The organism is Streptomyces sp. NPDC047028 (assembly GCF_040644095.1).
Taxonomy (GTDB): domain Bacteria; phylum Actinomycetota; class Actinomycetes; order Streptomycetales; family Streptomycetaceae; genus Streptomyces.
Window position 1 is genome coordinate 117,876 of record NZ_JBEYVS010000011.1, and the last position, 16,664, is coordinate 134,539.

Consider the following 16,664-nt stretch of genomic DNA (forward strand, 5'->3'; position numbering starts at 1 on the left):
CGGAGAAGACGCTCCGGGACCGCTGCCGACCGCACGGCCCGGCCGGCAGCGGGGAGAGCATGAACAAGGGGCAGTCACCGCAGGACGCACCGCAGGCGGCGGCGGAGCCCACGGCCGACGGGGACTTCGAACTCGCCCGGCCCGCGGCGCGCCCCGCGCCCGCTCCGGAGGAAGACGGCGTGACCGCCGCAGCCACGTCCGAGCGGCCCAAGCCGCTGCACGACCCGGACCCCTACGGCACCCCGCCCTACGGCGAACCGGGCCCCTGGGCCCCCGCCCCGCCCGTGCAGCACCCGGCGACGACCCCCGCGCAGGGGACGGCGGTCCCCGCGCAGGCGGCCCCGCCGGCGCCAGCCCCGCCTGAGCCCGCTCCGGCAGCTCCGCCCGCTCAAGCCACCCCGCCCGTGCCCGCGCCCGCCGTTTCCGCCGTGCCCTCGGTCCAGGAGTCGTCGGACGGTGGGCCGTGGCAGCGTTACGACCCCTGGGCTGCGGCCGGAGCCGAGGGGCGGGCCGGGGTGCGGGCGCCGCTGCAGCAGACCGGCGCCCGGGTGCTCACCCCGGCGGAGCTCAGGCGACGGGCCCGCCGGTTCGTGCTCGCGTGGGCCCTGGTCATCGCCCTCGTCTCCGGGGGCATCGGCGGGGTCATCGGCTCCTACGTCGAGCGTGCGGGCATCGGGGACGTGCACCTGCCGCAGGCCGGCAAGGTGCCGCCCGGCAGGTCGCCGTACAGCATCTCCGGGATCGCCGCCCGCGCGCTGCCCAGCGTCGTCACCCTGCATGTGGCCGGCGGCGGCGAACAGGGCACCGGCACCGGCTTCGTGCTCGACACCCGCGGGCACATCCTCACCAACAACCACGTCGTCGAAGCCGCCTCCGACCACGGGCGGATATCCGTGACGTTCAGCAGCGGCGACACCGCCAAGGCCGAGATCGTCGGCCGGGACAGCGGCTACGACCTCGCCGTCGTCCAGGTCGACGACGTCCGCGGGCTCACCCCGATGCCTCTCGGCAACTCCGACAACGTCCAGGTCGGCGACCCCGTCGTGGCCATCGGCGCCCCCTTCGACCTGGCCAACACCGTCACCGCCGGCATCATCAGCGCCAAGGAGCGCCCCATCACCGCCGGCGGCGAGAAGGGCGACGGGAGCGACGTGTCGTACGTCGACGCGCTCCAGACGGACGCCCCGATCAACCCGGGCAACTCCGGCGGCCCCCTGCTGGACGCCCGGGGGCAGGTCATCGGCATCAACTCCGCCATCCGCTCCGCCGACGGCGGCAGCGAGTCCGGCCCGGACGACGGCCAGGCCGGCTCCATCGGCCTCGGCTTCGCCATCCCGGTCAACCAGGCCAAGCGCGTCGCCGAGGAACTGATCAACACGGGCCACGCGACCCACCCGGTGATCGGCGTGACCCTCGACATGGGCTACACCGGCGACGGCGCCCGGATCGACGCCACGAGCCGCGACGGCGGCCCCGCGGTCACCCGTGGCGGCCCCGGCGACCGGGCGGGCCTCAAGGCGAACGACGTCATCACCCAGGTCGACGGGGAGCGCGTGCACTCCGCCGAGGAACTGATCGTCAAGGTCCGCGCCCACCGGCCGGGCGACCGCCTGCGCCTCACCGTCGAACGCGGCGGGACCGGACGGAAGGTGTCACTGGTACTGGGCGCATCGGCGCAGAACTGACGGAAGTCTCACCTCGGGACGGTACCGGTCGGACGGGAACGCCGGGTACCGTTGAGCGACCGAGGACACGCAAGGAGCGTCAGGTGTTCAATGACATAGGACCACTGGAGCTGGTCACGATCATCGTGCTCGCCGTGCTCGTCTTCGGTCCGGACAAGCTCCCGAAGATGATCCAGGACGTGACCCGCACGATCCGCAAGATCCGCGAGTTCTCGGAGAGCGCCAAGCACGACATCCGCAGCGAGCTGGGTCCCGAGTTCAAGGACTTCGAGTTCGAGGACCTCAACCCGAAGACGTTCCTCCGCAAGCAGCTCGACAACGACGAGCTGGGGCTGAAGGAGATCCGCAACGGCTTCGACATCGACGGCCTGAAGAAGGAGATGGCCGACGTCACGGACGCCGTGAACGGCCGGGACGTCAGCTCCTCGTCCTCTTCTTCGTCCACGGCCTCGTCGGCGTCCGACTCCTCCTCCCCGGCCGGCGGCGGTCGTGTCGACATGGCCAAGAAGCCCGAGGACCCGGACGAGCGCCCGCCCTTCGACGCGGACGCCACGTAGCCGACACGCGCGTGCGCAGGGCGCGCACGTGACGCGTTTCACAGCACACACGCGCCGGTCACGGCGCACACCGGCCGTCCGGGCGCTCCACGCGCCGGGCGGCTTCTCTGCGGCCCTCAGCAGTGTGGATATGCTCCCGAGTTGTTGTGCGGACCGGACGAGTACGTCCGAAGGGGGGCGGGCCGCCCCGGTCCGACGAGAGCGAGGAGGCGCCGGGCATGGAGACGACGAGTCGGGTGGGCGCGCAGGCGCCGGCCGCGGAGAGTGGACAACCGCTTCCCTCCGCCCGGCGTACGGTCGACGGCTATCTGCAGGCGCCCTTCCCCTGGTACGGGCTCGATGAGGCGTTCACGGGTCCGCGCTGGCTGATGCAGGTGGGTACGGCGGCCGACGGTGCCGTCGAGCACGGGTCGATCGGACACGGCGACGAGCCCTCCGTACGCAACGAGGCGGGCTCCGCCGAGTCGCGCGAGAAGTTCGCGGTCGTGGTGACGGTCGCGGCGAGTCCGTCCCGGCGCAGCGCCGACGGTACGGGGCTGCTGGAGGCGACGTCGGTGTCCTCGGCTGCGTGGCTGGCGGGCGTGGGGCTGCTGTCCTTCACCTGGCCCGGCCAGATGGACCACAGCCTGCGGGACCACTGGCTGGACCAGCAGACGGAGACGGCGTGGGCGCTGGCCGACGACCTCGGTGGGCTGGAGTGGTCCCGGCTGTCCCTTCCGGTGGACGGGGTGGCGACGTCGTTCCACTACCGGGAGTCCGAGTTCGGGTGGGTGCTGGCGGGGTCCACGGCGGCGGGGGTGCATGTGGGGGCGTATGGGCGCGGGATGAGTGCGTATGGTCTTGGGTTCGCCGTGGTGAAGGACGTTGCCGCTTACGCGTGAGTGGTGAGGGGCGCCGGTGTTTTGGCGCCCCTTCGCCGTAGGGCCTGGGAAGTGTACGTCCCAGGCCCAGGGCTCAGAACTTGTTCTTCGGGGTGATGCCCAAGGAAAGGCCCGAGAGGCCTCGTTGGCGGCCGCCGAGTTTGCCGGCGATGGAGCGGAGGGCGGAGCCGGCGGGGGAGTCGGGGTCGGTCAGGACGACCGGCTTGCCCTCGTCGCCGCCCTCGCGGAGGCGGACGTCGATCGGGATGGAGCCGAGGACCGGGACGGTCGCGCCGGTGGTGCGGGTCAGGCCGTCGGCGACCGTCTGCCCGCCGCCCGTGCCGAAGACGTCGACCATCTCGCCGCAGTGCGGGCAGGGCAGGCCGGACATGTTCTCGACCACGCCGACGATCTTCTGGTGGGTCTGCACCGCGATGGAGCCCGCGCGCTCGGCCACCTCGGCCGCTGCCTGCTGCGGGGTCGTCACGACCAGGATCTCGGCGTTCGGCACCAGCTGGGCCACCGAGATCGCGATGTCACCGGTGCCCGGCGGGAGGTCCAGGAGGAGGACGTCCAGGTCGCCCCAGTAGACGTCCGCGAGGAACTGCTGGAGGGCGCGGTGGAGCATCGGGCCGCGCCACACGACCGGGGCGTTGCCCGGGGTGAACATGCCGATGGAGATGACCTTCACGCCGTTCGCCGACGGCGGCATGATCATGTTCTCGACCTGGGTCGGACGGCCGTCCGCGCCCAGCATGCGCGGCACGCTGTGGCCGTAGATGTCGGCGTCGACCACGCCCACCTTCAGGCCGTCGGCCGCCATCGCCGCCGCGAGGTTCACCGTCACCGAGGACTTGCCGACGCCGCCCTTGCCGGACGCGACCGCGTACACCCGGGTGAGGCTGCCCGGCTTGGCGAAGGGGACCTCGCGCTCGGCCTGGCCGCCGCGCAGGGCGTTGGCCAGCTCCTTGCGCTGCTCGTCGCTCATCACGTCCAGCGTGACGTCGACGCGGGTGACGCCCTCGACGCGGGAGACCGCCTCGGTCACCCGCTGGGTGATCGTCTCGCGCATGGGACAGCCGGAGACGGTCAGGTACACGGTCACCGCGACCGCGCCGTCATCCCCGATCTCCACCGATTTGACCATCCCGAGTTCGGTGATGGGTCGGTTGATCTCGGGGTCGTTCACCGTCGCCAGTGCCTCGCGCACCGCGTCTTCCGTAGCCATAGTGACGATGGTACGGCGCGCCGAGGGGCGTCCGGGTAGTCCCTCAGCGGTCTTCTGCGTCACGTCCCGAGGGGTGTTCCGACCGTTCCGCCGGGAATACGACGTGGCCGTCGTGGCGGCGCCGTTCCTCCATCTCCTTGAGCAGGTCCTGCAGCTCGGAGCGGATCCAGTCGCGGGTGGCGACCTCGCCGAGGCCCATGCGCAGGGCGGCGATCTCCCGGGTCAGGTACTCGGTGTCCGCGATGGACCGCTCGTTCTGCTTGCGGTCCTGTTCGAGGTTGACCCGGTCGCGGTCGTCCTGCCTGTTCTGCGCGAGGAGGATCAGCGGGGCGGCGTAGGAGGCTTGGAGGGAGAGCATCAGGGTCAGGAAGATGAACGGGTACTCGTCGAATCGCAGCGGCCGGGGCGCGGCGATGTTCCACAGCACCCAGGCGATGATGACGACCGTCATCCAGACGATGAAGCGGCCCGTGCCGAGGAACCGGGCGATGCGCTCCGACAGCCGGCCGAAGGCCTCCGGGTCCCATTCGGGCACGATGCGGCGGCGCGGCGGGCGCGGCTGGTCCAGCCGGGGCGTCCGGGGCCGGGTGGTGGCCGTGGCGCCCGCCGGGGTGCGGTCGCGGAGGGCCTCGCGCTCAGGAGCCATGGGTGTCCGCCCCCTCGCCCTCGTCGAGGTGGAACTCCGTCTCGCGCCAGTCGTCGGGCAGCATGTGGTCGAGTACGTCGTCCACGGTGACCGCGCCGAGCAGGGAACCGGACTCGTCGACGACGGGCGCGGCGACCATGTCGTACGCGGCGAAGAACCCGGCGATGACGGGCAGCGTGGCGTCGGAGTCCAGGGGCTGCAGGTCGTCGTCGAGGAGTGCGCTGACGAGGGTGTACGGGGGGTCGCGCAGGAGGCGCTGGAAGTGGACGGTGCCCAGGTACTTGCCGGTGGGGGTCTCGTCGGGCGGCCGGCAGACGTAGACCTGGGCGGCGAGCGCGGGGGACAGGTCGCGGTTGCGGACCCTCGCGAGCGCGTCGGCGACGGTGGCGTCCGGGCGCAGCACGATGGGTTCGGTCGTCATCAGACCGCCGGCGGTGTGTTCCTCGTACGACATCAGGCGGCGCATGTCGGCCGCGTCGGCGGGCTGCATGAGACTCAGCAGCCGTTCCTGGTCCTCCTCGGGCAGCTCGGCGAGCAGGTCGGCGGCGTCGTCGGGGTCCATGGCCTCCAGGACGTCCGCGGCACGCTCCTCCTTCAGCTTGCCGAGGATCTCGATCTGGTCGTCCTCCGGCAGCTCTTCGAGGACGTCGGCGAGCCGGTCGTCGTCGAGGGCGGCTGCGACCTCGGCGCGGCGCTTGGGGGAGAGGTGGTGCAGGACGTTGGCCAGGTCGGCGGGGCGCAGCTGTTCGAAGGTGGCGAGCAGGTTCTCGGCGCCCTGGCCGTGCTCCTCCAGGGAGAACCCGGTGACGGCCGACCACTCGGCGGTCAGCGTCTCTCCCTTGGCCCGCCGGAAGGCGCCGCCCTTGCGGCCCTTGCGCACGAAGACCCGGTCGACCTCCCAGTCCCGGCGGGCGGGCAGCTGCTGCACGGACACGTCGAGGACGGTGACCTCCTCGCCGGTCTCCGTCAGCGTCACGCGCCGGTCCAGCAGCTCGCCGAAGACCAGCCGCTCGGTGGGCCGCTGTTCGAAGCGGCGGACGTTCAGTACGCCGGTCGAGAGGACCTGGCCGGACTCGACGCCGGTCACGCGGGTCATCGGCAGGAAGATACGGCGCCGGGTGGACAGCTCGACGACCAGCCCGAGCACGCGCGGGGGGCGCCGGCCGACGCGGAGCATGACGACGACGTCGCGGACGCGGCCGACCTGGTCGCCGGTCGGATCGAAGACGGGGACCCCGGCGAGGTGGGAGACGAAGATCCGGGGGGCGCCGGCTGCCATTGCTGTGCTTCCTTTGCTTCCTTCGCTTGCATCGATTGCTGTGCGCGTTGGGCGTGTCCTGCGTGGGAATTGCTCGGTTCTGCCCGCTCGGGTGCGCTTCAGGCTAGCCCGTGCCGGTCGGATACGCCCGGGCGGGCGGTCCGGAAGGACTGGCTCCACCGGCGGGGCGGGGCCCCGGTACGCTGCCGTACGCCGTTCAGGACCCGTCAGAAAGGCAGCGCTCCCTGTGACTGCGATTCCCCACGGTCGTCGATTCCGCCGGACCGCGCGGGCGACCGCGATCTGTGCGCTGGCCGTGACGGGAGCGACTGTGCTGACGGGGTGCGGCGGGGATCCGGACGCGGGGACCAACGGGGTGGGCAAGCTGTCCGCCGCGAAGATCCAGGAGAAGAGCCGGGCGGCGGCCGAGGCGGCGAGCGCGGTACGGCTGTCCGGCACCGTCGCCACCAGCGGCCGTACGTACCGGCTCGACATGCGGCTCAAGGACGACGGCGGCACCGGGTCGGTCACCTCCAAGGGGACGACGTTCCGCGTGCTGCGGGTGGGACGGCAGCTGTACCTGAAGGCCGACGCGGACTTCTGGAAGCAGGCCGACGGCGGGGACGGCAAGGGCGAGGGGACGGCCGGCAAGCTCGGCGGCAAGTATGTGAAGGTGCCGCAGGGCGATCCCGCGTACAAGAAGTTCAGCGGCTTCACGGACAAGGACGTCCTCCTCGACGGTCTGCTGACGCTGCACGGCACGCTGGCGACGGACGGCCACCACGAGCAGGCGGGTACCGGCACGATCCGGATCACCGGCGAGAGCGGCCACGGCGGCAGCCTCGACGTCTCCCTCCAGGGCGCGCCGTACCCGCTCCTCCTGACCCGGGCGGGAAACGCCGGCACGCTCCGCTTCTCCGACTGGGGCAAGGACTTCACCACGACCGCCCCCACCAAATCGGACACAGTGGACTACGGCAAACAACTGCCGGCGTCCTGAAAGCGAGCCGCAGGGGCACGGCCTCCGCCGCGGCGATTGGCCACGATGTGCGTGACCGGCGCCGGCCGGCTCTCCTCGGTCGTCGGCGCTACTTCTTCTTCCCGCGTTTGGCCAGGAGTCGGGGCAGACCCGCCGGGACCGGTTCCCGGGTGGTCGCCGGGGTCGGCATCGGGGGCTCGGCCTGGTCGTCGGAGGGGAGCGGGGCCACGGACCCCGTCGGTGTCAGGCGGAGTACCCGGCACTCCGCGGCCCACCGCCGGGGCATCTCCTCGCCGTCGGGCGCGTTCAGCCGCTTGCCCTTCAGCTCGGCCACCGCCGCCTCCCACTCGGGAGAGTCAGGGGCGAGCTCCGCCACGGTCGCCGCCCACGTCACCAGCCGGCCGCCCTTGTCCTTGCTGCGGACGGTCACCTCGGCCGACCCGCCGTCGGCCAGTCCGGACAGCGGCTGCTCACCGGTCCCGTCACCCACCAGGCACACCGCCCCCTCGTGCCACACGTGCCACAGCGCACGTGCCGTCGGGGCGCCGGCGGCCCTGACCCAGACGAGGCCGGACTTCTTCGCGGCCTCCTCGACGAGGGCCTGGTCGAGCAGCTCACTTGTCATGGGCTCAGCCTATCCAGCGACGCTCAGAGCCAGCCGTTGCGCTTCAGCGTGCGGTGGATGCCCAGACAGAGGACCACCGTCACCCCCATGATCACGGGATACCCGTACTTCCAGTGCAGCTCGGGCATGTACTTGAAGTTCATCCCGTACACCCCGCACACCATCGTCGGTACGGCGATGATCGCGGCCCACGCGGTGATCTTCCGCATGTCCTCGTTCTGCGCGACCGACGCCTGCGCGAGGTTGGCCTGGAGGATCGAGTTCAGCAATTCGTCGAAGCTGAGCACCTGCTCCTGCACCCGGGCGAGGTGGTCGGCCACGTCCCGGAAGTACTTCTGGATGTCGGGGTCGATCAGCCGCATCGGCCGCTCGCTCAGCAGCTGCATCGGCCGCAGCAGCGGAGCCACCGCTCGCTTGAACTCCAGCACCTCGCGCTTGAGCTGGTAGATCCGCGCCGAGTCCACACCGCGCGACACCCCGCCCTTGCGGCCGGGCGAGAAGACCTCGGTCTCCACTTCGTCGATGTCGTCCTGCACCGCGTCGGCCACCGCGATGTACCCGTCGACGACATGGTCGGCGATCGCGTGCAGCACCGCCGACGGCCCCTTCGCCAGCAGCTCGGGGTCGTCCTGGAGCCGGTGCCGCAGCGCCCGCAGCGAGCCCTGCCCGCCGTGCCGGACGGTGATGAAGAAGTCCCGGCCGGTGAAACACATCACCTCGCCGGTCTCGACGACCTCGCTGTTGGCAGTGAGCTGGTCGTGCTCGACGTAGTGGATGGTCTTGAACACGGTGAACAGCGAGTCGTCGTACCGCTCCAGCTTCGGGCGCTGGTGCGCCTGCACCGCGTCCTCCACGGCCAGCGGGTGCAGCCCGAACTCACTGGCGATACCGGCGAATTCGGCCTCGGTCGGCTCGTGCAGCCCGATCCACACGAACCCGCCGTCACGGCGGACACGGCGCATCGCCTCCTGCGGGCTGAGCGGCTGCGCCGTCTCCACGCGGCCGCCGTCGCGGTAGACCGCGCAGTCGACCACCGCCGACGGCGTGGCCGGGTCCCGCGTGGTGTCGTACGACGTGCTCGTCTCCTTGCGCGGGGCGGGGCGGGACGAGGGACGGACCGCGGCGCGCAGGTCACGAATCATCGACATGGGCAGGCTCCTTCGCATCGGACAGCGAAGACCGGTCAACCACGGCGGGTGGAACTACCCGGAATGGGGACGTCCTGTGTGCGGATGTTTGGCACGTCCACAAAGCGGGGAGCACCGCACCGTCGCGGCGGCGAACTTCGCTGCTGAACCAGATCGGAATCAGACCGACCTGATCGACAGATCGACAGATCAGGCAAAACGAGAACGAAGTGCTCTTCCGAAGTGAAGGCGCGAGCGAGAAAGGCGGCAGCAGGCCGGATTTCAGGCCGGAATCAGAGCAACCGCATCAGCGGCCGGAAGAGCGAGTGGTACTGCACGGTCGACTTCGATCCATGACAGCCCCACCTCCTCCGGCCGGTCCCTCGTAAGGGAGTTCCTTCGGCGTCGGGACCCGATAGCGACGCTTCTGCGTGCTGCCCCGAACCAGGGTCAGAGTATCAGCAGCCCCCGGTGTCAAGGCGCCGCTTTGCCCTGTACTGACGAGTTCTATGCTCACCGCATGGTTGAAGTTCTTCCTCTGGTCGAGGCACGGTTGCGTACCGCGCTGGGCGAACCGGACGCGCGCGCCGCGGTCACCTTCCTCGGGACGGACCGCGTCGAGGTCCTCCGCTTCCACGGGGGGGACGTCGTCCGCTACGCCACGCTCGGCATGTCCGCGCACCCCATGACCGACCCCACGGCCGTGCTCGCCGACCCCGTCAAGGGCCCCCGCGCCGAGCTGGTCCTGTCCGTCCGGGCCGGCCTCGCCGACACCGACAAGGTGCTGCGCCCCCTCGCCGTACTCGGCGCGTCCCCGCAGGTGGAGGGCCTGGTCGTGGCCCCCGGAGCGTCCCTGGACGTGGGTGAGCCGCTGTGGCCCGGAGCGCCGTTCACCTCGGTGCTGGTGGGGGAGAACGGCGGGCTCGTCGAGGATCTGGACCTTCCGGAGCCGATGGAGGCCGTACGGTTCCTGCCGCTGCTGCCGATGACTCCGAACGAGGCCGCGTGGAAGCGGGTGCACGGTGCCCAGGCCCTCCAGGAACGCTGGCTGGCGAACGGGACGGACCTGCGGGACCCCGCCCGCACGTCCGTCCCGCTCCAGTGAGCCGGGGGGCGGCCTTGGTGAGCCGCGTTGCGGCCCCGGCGTGAGCAAGCTCACCAAAGGCCGCTGATCTTCGGTCAGTTGGCGAAGACGGTGACGCCGTCCTCGGTGGCGTGCCGCGGCTCCAGCTCCGCCGCCTCCTTCGTCAGCGCCTTCCGCCGTACGGCGACCACGAGCGCGCCGAGCACCGCGGTGACCGCAGCGACCACGAACGGCACGTGGATGTCGGTCCACTCCTCGATCTTCGGTGCGAAGTAGGGCGCGGCGGCCGCGGCGAACCAGCGGACGAAGTTGTAGCCCGCGCTCGCCACCGGGCGCGGCGCGTCGGAGACGCCGAGGGCCAGCTCGGTGTAGACGGTGTTGTTCACGCCGATGAACGCGCCGGACAGGATCGTGCAGACGACGGCCGTGGTGTGGTCGCCGTAGCCGAGCACGAGGACGTCGGCGGCGAGCAGCACCAGCGAGCCGCCGAGCACCTTCAGGGAGCCGAACCGCTCCTGCACGCGCGGGGCCACGATCACCGAGAACACCGCGAGGAGCACGCCCCAGGCGAAGAACACCGCGCCCGATTTGTGCGGGGTCATGTTCAGCACGAACGGGGTGAAGGCCAGGACGGTGAAGAACGTGTAGTTGTAGAAGAAGGCGGAGACCGCCGCCGAGGCGAGCCCGCCGTGGCCGAGCGCCTTGACCGGGTCCAGCAGTGACGTCTTGCGGGCCGGCTTCGGCTGCTCCTTCAGGAACGCCGTGATGCACAGGAAGCCGATCGCCATCAGCGTGGCGGTGCCGAAGAACGGGTAGCGCCAGCTGATGTTGCCGAGGACGGCGCCGAGCAGCGGGCCGCAGGCCATGCCGAGGCCGAGCGCGGACTCGTAGAGCAGGATCGCCGCGGCGCTGCCGCCGGCCGCCGCACCGACGATCACGGCGAGGGCCGTCGAGACGAACAGGGCGTTGCCGAGTCCCCAGCCGGCCCGGAAGCCGACGAGCTGTCCGACCGTGTCCGAGGTTCCGGACAGGCCCGCGAAGACCACGACGAGGGCGAGGCCGAGCAGCAGCGTCTTGCGGCCGCCGATGCGGCTGGAGACGAAGCCGGTCAGCAGCATCGCGACGGCCGTGATCAGGAAGTACGAGGTGAAGAGCAGGGAGACCTGGCTCGGGGTGGCGCGCAGGCCCTGTGCGATGGACGGCAGGATCGGGTCGACGAGGCCGATGCCCATGAAGGCGACGACGGAGGCTCCGGCCGTGGCCCAGACCGCCTTGGGCTGCCGCAGGATACTGCCCGCTCCTGCGTCGAAGGCGTCCATGTGCTCCTCCCAGGTCCCGGGGTGTTCCCGGGTGTAGATGGTTGGTGTATGCACATAGTAAGTTAGCTCGGCTAATTAATGCAAGGTGCACCTACTCTGTCCCGGTCAGGCGAGTTCCGCCCGGACGGGTGATCGTCCTTGACGGGACGCGGTACGGGTAGGAGCGTGGAGCGCTATGAGGGGCGAACCCAGTTGCCCGAAGTGTGGTGGCCGGGTCAGGGCTCCCGGACTCTTCAGCGATTCCTGGCAGTGCGATGTGCACGGGACCGTGCATCCGCTGCAGCCCGTGATCCCGCCCAGCGTCGAGGCCCTCAGCGTCGTCGTGCGCCGCACCCAGGTTCCGGTGTGGATGCCGTGGCCGCTGCCGGTCGGCTGGTTGTTCACGGGCGTGTGCTACGCGGGGGACGACCGCTCCGGGGGTCGCGCGACCGCCGTCGCCTGCTCCGGGCCCGGCCCGCTCGGCGGGGTCGGTGAGCTGATCCTGGTCGCCGAGGAACTGGGCGTCGGCCTCGGCGCGCGGTACGCGGGCATCGACGGGCCGGACCCGGGGCCGCACATGAGCGTGGAGAAACCGCCCCAGACGAAGGTGCTGGCCGCCGGCCGGCCGACCCCGCTCTGGCACGTCTACGGCACCCCGGACGACCGGGTCGTCTTCGCCGGTGAGGCGCTGGGGCTGTGGCTGTGGGCGGTGGTGTGGCCCGAGCAGGCGGGGCTGCTGATGTACGACGAGCTGGTGCTGACGGATCTGCGGGACGCGGGGGCGGAGGTGGATCTGGTGCCCTGCGGGGCGCTTTCGCCGCGCTTGCTTCAGCCGTAGCGCCCGCGGGGGTGCGGATTCGCTGCGCTTGCTTCAGCCGTGGCGCCCCGGCGGGGTGCCGGGTGCCTGTTCGTGCGCGGGTGCGGGTTCGTTGTGGTTGTTCGCGCAGTGCCCCGCGCCCCTTCGGGCGCGATGTTGTAGGGGGCGTCGTACGGGTGCGGGTGTGACAGGGGCTGTTTTTGGGCCGGTATGCTGGAGCGTCCCCTTCCGTTCGTCTGTCTGGAGTCGCCGTGCGCATCGATCTGCACTGTCACTCCAGGGCCTCCGACGGTACGGACACCCCGGCCGAGCTCGTGCGCAATGCCGCCGCGGCCGGACTGGACGTCGTCGCGCTGACGGATCACGACACCACCCGTGGGTACGACGAGGCGATCGCCGCGCTGCCCGAGGGGCTGACCCTGGTCACCGGTGCCGAGCTGTCCTGCCGGGTCGACGGCGTGTCCATGCACCTGCTGGCCTACCTCTTCGACCCCGCGGAGCCCAACCTGTTCGCCGAGCGCGAGCTGGTCCGGGACGACCGGGTGCCGCGGGCGCAGGGCATGGTCGCCAAGCTGAACGCGCTGGGCGTGCCGGTCACCTGGGAGCAGGTCGAGCGGATCGCCGCCGGCGGTTCCGTGGGCCGCCCGCACGTGGCCACCGCGCTCGTCGAGCTGGGCGTCGTACCGACGGTGAGCGACGCGTTCACCGAGGAGTGGCTGGCCGACGGCGGCCGGGCCTACGTCGAGAAGCACGAGACGGACCCCTTCGAGGCGATCCGGCTGGTCAAGGGAGCGGGTGGGGTCTGCGTCTTCGCGCACCCGGCGGCGGCCAAGCGCGGCCGCACCGTGCCCGAGTCCCGTATCGCCGAGATGGCCGCGGCCGGTCTGGACGGCATCGAGGTCGACCACACGGACCACGACACCGACGCCCGGATCCGCCTGCGCGGCCTGGCGAAGGAACTGGGGCTGCTGGTCACCGGGTCCTCGGACTACCACGGCAGCCGCAAGACGGTCCCGCTCGGCGCGTACACGACGGATCCCGAGGTGTACGGGGAGATCACCCGGCGCGCGACCGGGGCGTTCCCGGTTCCGGGAGCGGGCGGAGCCTGACCCCCCGGTGACGCCCGCGTCACCTCTCGCACCCTCTCGTCCGGGCGTCCCTCTCGCCCGTGTCCCCCGTTTCACTTTCTCCCGCAAGGCCTGTGCTTCCCCCATGTTCGACGTCGCCGTCTTCGGCTCTCTGTTCGTGACCCTTTTTGTCATCATGGATCCCCCCGGGATCACCCCGATCTTCCTCGCCCTGACCGCGGGCCGTCCGGCCAAGGTGCAGCGCCGCATGGCCTTCCAGGCCGTGTGTGTGGCCGGCGGGGTCATCGCCGTCTTCGGTGTCCTGGGTCATCAGATCCTGGACTACCTGCATGTCTCCGTCCCCGCGCTGATGATCGCGGGTGGCCTGCTGCTCCTGCTGATCGCGCTGGACCTGCTCACCGGCAAGACCGACGAGCCGAAGCAGACCAAGGACGTGAACGTCGCCCTCGTGCCGCTGGGGATGCCGCTGCTCGCCGGTCCGGGCGCCATCGTGTCCGTGATCCTGGCCGTGCAGAAGGCGGGCAGTGTGGCCACGCAGATCTCGGTCTGGTCGGCGATCCTCGCCATCCACGTGGTGCTGTGGCTGGTGATGCGGTACTCGCTGCTGATCATCCGCGTCATCAAGGACGGCGGAGTGGTGCTGGTGACCCGGCTCGCCGGGATGATGCTGTCCGCCATCGCGGTGCAGCAGATCATCAACGGCATCACTCAGGTGATCCGGGGGAGCTGAGAAGAGAGCGCGCTCGGCTCCCCCGGAAGGCTTGAGTGTTATGAGGCCGTGGTCTCGGCCGGGCGGATCCACAGCCGCTGCCCCATGGCGGCGGCCTGCTGAACGATCCGGTTGACGGAGGCGGCGTCCACGACGGTGCTGTCCACGGGCGTGCCGTCGACCTCGTCGAGTCGCATGATCTCGAAGCGCATGGGCTTCTCCCTTCGTCTGGTCATCCTCCTGAGGAGAACTACTGGTGACGTGCTGTCGTTGTGTGTAACGAGCTGCGTCCTGCAAACATTCCCTACGCTAAGGAAATTTTTCGAAGGTCTAATTACTGACTGGTAAGTGGCGTGCTTGGGGCAGAACGGGACCGGTTGTGTTCGCAGCGTGACCGCCGGGACAATGGACGTGATGAACGACGACCTGGCGGCCCTCTCCGCCCGCATCGACCACACGAACGAGCTGCTGAGCCGCATGCTCGCCGAAGTGGCGAAGACGCCCTCGACCCACGCGATCTTCGTCGACGCGGGATACCTCTACGCGGCGGCGGGCCGGCTGATCGCCGGCACCGAGGACCGCCGTTCCTTCGACCTCGACGCCGAGGGCCTGATCGACGCGCTCATCGACAAGGCGCGCACCATCTTCGCCGACAGCCGGCTGCTGCGCGTCTACTGGTACGACGGCGCCCGGCGCCGTATCCACACCGCCGAGCAGCAGTCCATCGCCGAGCTGCCCGACGTCAAGGTCCGTCTCGGCAACCTCAACGCCAACAACCAGCAGAAGGGCGTCGACTCCCTGATCCGCTCGGACCTGGAGTCACTGGCCCGGCACCGCGCGATCAGTGACGCGGCCCTGCTCGGCGGGGACGAGGACCTGGTCTCGGCCGTCGAGGCGGCCCAGGGCTACGGCGCCCGAGTCCACCTCTGGGGCATCGAGGCACCCGAGGGCCGCAACCAGGCGGAGCCGCTGCTGTGGGAGGTCGACAGCCAGCGCACCTTCGACCTGGAGTTCTTCAAGCCGTACGTCTCCCGCCGCACGGCCGCCGCCTACGAGGTCACCGGCAGCCGGCCCACCCGCGAGGACGTCCGCTTCGTCGGCGCCCAGATCGCCGCGAAGTGGCTGGCCGCCCGGGGCCGCGAGTCCCTGGTCGAACTGCTCCCCGGCCACCCCTACCTGCCCGGCCCTGTCGACCAGGACCTCCTCGTCGAGGCCGAGGGCCTGCTCCAGTACTCCCTGCGAGGCCAGGCGGACCTGCGTCGCGCCCTGCGCGACGGCTTCTGGGAACACCTCCAGGCGCAGTACTGACCCGGCTCGGCCCTGTCCGCGGCGCCCCGTTCCTTCCGTTCCGTCAGACCGAGTCCCAGAAATCGGCGACGGCACGGGCCGTCGCCAGCGGCCGATCGGTGTTCGGCGAGTGCTCGGCGCCCTCGATGACCGTCCGGCGCGCGTTCAGCCGTACGGCCATCTCGTCCAGCAGGGTCAGCGGCCAGGTGTCGTCCAGCGCGCCGGACAGCACGTGGAACGGCAGCGGCACGCCCGCCAGTTCGGCGACCCGGTCCGGCTCGGCGCACAACTGACGTCCCGTGACCAGGAGCTGGGCTGGCCTGGTGGACAGCCAGCGGCGCCGCAGGTCCTCCCGGCTGTCCAGACCGCCGTCGAGCCCGCCGGTGGCCGTCTCCTCGGGCGCCTCCATCGCCTGGATCGCGTCCCACACCTCGGCCATCGTCATCACGGCGAGCGCGTCCCGCAGCAGCTTCACGCGCTGCTGCTGCGACGGCGCGATGTGCGCGGGGCCGGACGCCATCAGGGTGAGGGACCGGAAGGGGGAGTGGTCGAGCAGCACGGCCGCCCGGGAGATCTGTCCGCCCAGGGAGTGCCCCAGAAGATGCAGGGGAGCGGCCGCTTCGAGTGCCTCCGCCTGCGCGAGCACGTCCCGCGCCAACTCGTCCTGCGCGTACGCCGACTCGTCGCTCTCGGGTCCGTCCGACTCGAACTGCCCCCGCCCGTCCACCGCGACTGTCCGGTACCCGCGCTCGGCGAGCGGCAGGTGCAGCGGATTGAAGTCCTCCTTGCTCCCGGTGAACCCCGGCAGCAGCAGAGCCACGCCTCTGGCCTCGACCCCGTCCGCGACGGGCGCGTCGACCACGGCGAACTCTCCCCGACGGGTCCGCAAGGAGTACGCACGAGCGCCGGGCGGCGGATCAAAGGTGTCAGGCCTGCTCATGGGGAGAGGCTATCGGGCGCCCGGCACAGGGGTGTTCGCGGTGGGGCCGCCCCGACCCGGTGCCGCGCGGGAATGCCGGGGAACGCCGACGGCCCGGCCCACCGAAGTGGGCCGGGCCGCCGGGCCGTGCTGTGGTGCGCGTGAGCGCCGGTCAGGCTTCGGGGGCGGCCTCTACGGTCGCCACCGCTGCCTTCCGCGTCCTGCGCACGCGGGGCTTCACCTCGGCGGTCTCAGCGGTCTCAACCGCCTCGGCCACCGGCTCGGCCGCCTTGCGCGTACGACGCTTCGGCTTGACCTCCGGCTCCTCCGTGGCCTGCGCCGGAATCTCCGGAGCGACCACCTCGGCCACCGCCTTCTTGGCCACGGCCTTACGCGTGCGCCGCGGCTTGACCTCGGCCTCCGCGTCGACCGTCTCCGGTGCGGCGGCGACGGCCTTCTTGCGGGTCCGGCGCGGCTTGACCTCGGTCTCCGCTTCG

17 protein-coding genes and 1 pseudogene are annotated in these 16,664 nt (G+C 71.1%); 9 read left to right on the top strand and 9 right to left on the bottom strand.

Translation table 11 applies throughout. The features are described 5' to 3' along the window. The first annotated feature begins 59 nt into the window (after positions 1 to 59). From ABZ854_RS12845 to ABZ854_RS12855, 3 genes are all read left to right on the top strand, one after another. On the top strand, positions 60 to 1,685 hold the full coding sequence (locus tag ABZ854_RS12845; RefSeq protein WP_361208597.1) for a trypsin-like peptidase domain-containing protein: 1,626 nt from the start codon (positions 60 to 62) through the stop codon (positions 1,683 to 1,685). Between the two features lie 83 nt (positions 1,686 to 1,768). After that, positions 1,769 to 2,242 carry a sec-independent translocase gene (locus tag ABZ854_RS12850; RefSeq protein WP_361208599.1) on the top strand — a complete coding sequence of 158 codons (474 nt, stop codon included), beginning with the start codon at positions 1,769 to 1,771 and terminating at the stop codon, positions 2,240 to 2,242. 218 nt (positions 2,243 to 2,460) lie between these two features. Then, positions 2,461 to 3,123 carry a hypothetical protein gene (locus ABZ854_RS12855; RefSeq protein ID WP_361208601.1) on the top strand — a complete coding sequence of 221 codons (663 nt, stop codon included), beginning with the start codon at positions 2,461 to 2,463 and terminating at the stop codon, positions 3,121 to 3,123. 73 nt (positions 3,124 to 3,196) lie between these two features. Here ABZ854_RS12855 and ABZ854_RS12860 read toward each other — a convergent pair whose 3' ends face one another. The 3 genes from ABZ854_RS12860 to ABZ854_RS12870 are packed head-to-tail and all read right to left on the bottom strand — an operon-like array spanning position 3,197 to position 6,255. After that, a complete protein-coding gene (locus ABZ854_RS12860; protein ID WP_129306805.1) occupies positions 3,197 to 4,330 on the bottom strand; it encodes an Mrp/NBP35 family ATP-binding protein in 1,134 nt (377 codons plus the stop codon). Between the two features lie 43 nt (positions 4,331 to 4,373). Then, positions 4,374 to 4,976 carry a DUF1003 domain-containing protein gene (locus ABZ854_RS12865; RefSeq protein WP_361208605.1) on the bottom strand — a complete coding sequence of 201 codons (603 nt, stop codon included), beginning with the start codon at positions 4,974 to 4,976 and terminating at the stop codon, positions 4,374 to 4,376. Then, a complete protein-coding gene (locus tag ABZ854_RS12870; RefSeq protein WP_129306801.1) occupies positions 4,966 to 6,255 on the bottom strand; it encodes a CBS domain-containing protein in 1,290 nt (429 codons plus the stop codon). Before ABZ854_RS12870 ends, ABZ854_RS12865 begins: the two co-directional genes overlap by 11 nt. 226 nt (positions 6,256 to 6,481) lie before the next feature. Here ABZ854_RS12870 and ABZ854_RS12875 point away from each other — a divergent pair, with 226 nt between their 5' ends. Continuing rightward, a complete protein-coding gene (locus tag ABZ854_RS12875) occupies positions 6,482 to 7,234 on the top strand; it encodes a hypothetical protein (RefSeq protein ID WP_361208608.1) in 753 nt (250 codons plus the stop codon). An 88-nt stretch (positions 7,235 to 7,322) separates the two neighbouring features. On the opposite strand, the gene ABZ854_RS12880 is transcribed toward ABZ854_RS12875, so the two are convergent. Then, complete coding sequence (locus tag ABZ854_RS12880; protein ID WP_361208611.1) at positions 7,323 to 7,838, bottom strand: hypothetical protein; 516 nt, start codon at positions 7,836 to 7,838, stop codon at positions 7,323 to 7,325. A gap of 23 nt (positions 7,839 to 7,861) precedes the next feature. After that, positions 7,862 to 8,986, bottom strand: coding sequence for a magnesium and cobalt transport protein CorA (locus tag ABZ854_RS12885; RefSeq protein WP_361208613.1), 1,125 nt, complete (start codon positions 8,984 to 8,986; stop codon positions 7,862 to 7,864). Between the two features lie 499 nt (positions 8,987 to 9,485). Between ABZ854_RS12885 and ABZ854_RS12890 the strand changes: the two genes are divergently transcribed. Further along, positions 9,486 to 10,070, top strand: coding sequence for a suppressor of fused domain protein (locus tag ABZ854_RS12890; protein WP_361208616.1), 585 nt, complete (start codon positions 9,486 to 9,488; stop codon positions 10,068 to 10,070). A 74-nt stretch (positions 10,071 to 10,144) separates the two neighbouring features. Here ABZ854_RS12890 and ABZ854_RS12895 read toward each other — a convergent pair whose 3' ends face one another. Beyond that, positions 10,145 to 11,368: an MFS transporter gene (locus ABZ854_RS12895; protein ID WP_361208738.1), complete on the bottom strand. Its 1,224-nt coding sequence runs from the start codon at positions 11,366 to 11,368 to the stop codon at positions 10,145 to 10,147. Between the two features lie 175 nt (positions 11,369 to 11,543). Here ABZ854_RS12895 and ABZ854_RS12900 point away from each other — a divergent pair, with 175 nt between their 5' ends. From ABZ854_RS12900 to ABZ854_RS12910, 3 genes are all read left to right on the top strand, one after another. After that, positions 11,544 to 12,185, top strand: a complete 642-nt coding sequence (locus ABZ854_RS12900; protein WP_361208619.1) for a DUF6758 family protein — start codon at positions 11,544 to 11,546, stop codon at positions 12,183 to 12,185. Positions 12,186 to 12,415: 230 nt separating this feature from the next. Next, on the top strand, positions 12,416 to 13,273 hold the full coding sequence (locus ABZ854_RS12905) for a PHP domain-containing protein (RefSeq protein WP_361208621.1): 858 nt from the start codon (positions 12,416 to 12,418) through the stop codon (positions 13,271 to 13,273). Between the two features lie 103 nt (positions 13,274 to 13,376). Further along, positions 13,377 to 13,982 (top strand): MarC family protein, encoded by a 606-nt coding sequence (locus tag ABZ854_RS12910; protein ID WP_129306786.1) that lies wholly within the window; start codon positions 13,377 to 13,379, stop codon positions 13,980 to 13,982. Between the two features lie 38 nt (positions 13,983 to 14,020). On the opposite strand, the gene ABZ854_RS12915 is transcribed toward ABZ854_RS12910, so the two are convergent. Next, on the bottom strand, positions 14,021 to 14,197 hold the full coding sequence (locus tag ABZ854_RS12915) for a hypothetical protein (protein ID WP_361208742.1): 177 nt from the start codon (positions 14,195 to 14,197) through the stop codon (positions 14,021 to 14,023). Positions 14,198 to 14,375: 178 nt separating this feature from the next. On the opposite strand from ABZ854_RS12915, the gene ABZ854_RS12920 reads away from it, so the two are divergent. After that, the gene (locus ABZ854_RS12920) at positions 14,376 to 15,269 is read left to right on the top strand and encodes an NYN domain-containing protein (protein WP_361208626.1); all 894 of its coding nucleotides are present in this window, start codon (positions 14,376 to 14,378) and stop codon (positions 15,267 to 15,269) included. A gap of 43 nt (positions 15,270 to 15,312) precedes the next feature. Here the strand turns inward: ABZ854_RS12920 and ABZ854_RS12925 are convergent, their stop codons facing one another. After that, complete coding sequence (locus ABZ854_RS12925) at positions 15,313 to 16,188, bottom strand: alpha/beta hydrolase (protein ID WP_361208629.1); 876 nt, start codon at positions 16,186 to 16,188, stop codon at positions 15,313 to 15,315. Positions 16,189 to 16,339: 151 nt separating this feature from the next. After that, positions 16,340 to 16,664: pseudogene (locus ABZ854_RS12930) on the bottom strand (ATP-dependent helicase); the annotation flags it as partial.

What these genes read in the sequence shown, in the direction of transcription:
- ABZ854_RS12845 (WP_361208597.1), top strand. Translation starts at nt 60, where the DNA reads ATGAACAAGGGGCAGTCACCGCAGGACGCACCGCAGGCGGCGGCGGAG.
- ABZ854_RS12855 (WP_361208601.1), top strand. Translation starts at nt 2,461, where the DNA reads ATGGAGACGACGAGTCGGGTGGGCGCGCAGGCGCCGGCCGCGGAGAGT.
- ABZ854_RS12860 (WP_129306805.1), bottom strand. Translation starts at nt 4,330, where the DNA reads ATGGCTACGGAAGACGCGGTGCGCGAGGCACTGGCGACGGTGAACGAC.
- ABZ854_RS12865 (WP_361208605.1), bottom strand. Translation starts at nt 4,976, where the DNA reads ATGGCTCCTGAGCGCGAGGCCCTCCGCGACCGCACCCCGGCGGGCGCC.
- ABZ854_RS12870 (WP_129306801.1), bottom strand. Translation starts at nt 6,255, where the DNA reads ATGGCAGCCGGCGCCCCCCGGATCTTCGTCTCCCACCTCGCCGGGGTC.
- ABZ854_RS12880 (WP_361208611.1), bottom strand. Translation starts at nt 7,838, where the DNA reads ATGACAAGTGAGCTGCTCGACCAGGCCCTCGTCGAGGAGGCCGCGAAG.
- ABZ854_RS12885 (WP_361208613.1), bottom strand. Translation starts at nt 8,986, where the DNA reads ATGTCGATGATTCGTGACCTGCGCGCCGCGGTCCGTCCCTCGTCCCGC.
- ABZ854_RS12890 (WP_361208616.1), top strand. Translation starts at nt 9,486, where the DNA reads ATGGTTGAAGTTCTTCCTCTGGTCGAGGCACGGTTGCGTACCGCGCTG.
- ABZ854_RS12895 (WP_361208738.1), bottom strand. Translation starts at nt 11,368, where the DNA reads ATGGACGCCTTCGACGCAGGAGCGGGCAGTATCCTGCGGCAGCCCAAG.
- ABZ854_RS12900 (WP_361208619.1), top strand. Translation starts at nt 11,544, where the DNA reads ATGAGGGGCGAACCCAGTTGCCCGAAGTGTGGTGGCCGGGTCAGGGCT.
- ABZ854_RS12910 (WP_129306786.1), top strand. Translation starts at nt 13,377, where the DNA reads ATGTTCGACGTCGCCGTCTTCGGCTCTCTGTTCGTGACCCTTTTTGTC.
- ABZ854_RS12915 (WP_361208742.1), bottom strand. Translation starts at nt 14,197, where the DNA reads ATGACCAGACGAAGGGAGAAGCCCATGCGCTTCGAGATCATGCGACTC.
- ABZ854_RS12920 (WP_361208626.1), top strand. Translation starts at nt 14,376, where the DNA reads ATGAACGACGACCTGGCGGCCCTCTCCGCCCGCATCGACCACACGAAC.
- ABZ854_RS12925 (WP_361208629.1), bottom strand. Translation starts at nt 16,188, where the DNA reads ATGAGCAGGCCTGACACCTTTGATCCGCCGCCCGGCGCTCGTGCGTAC.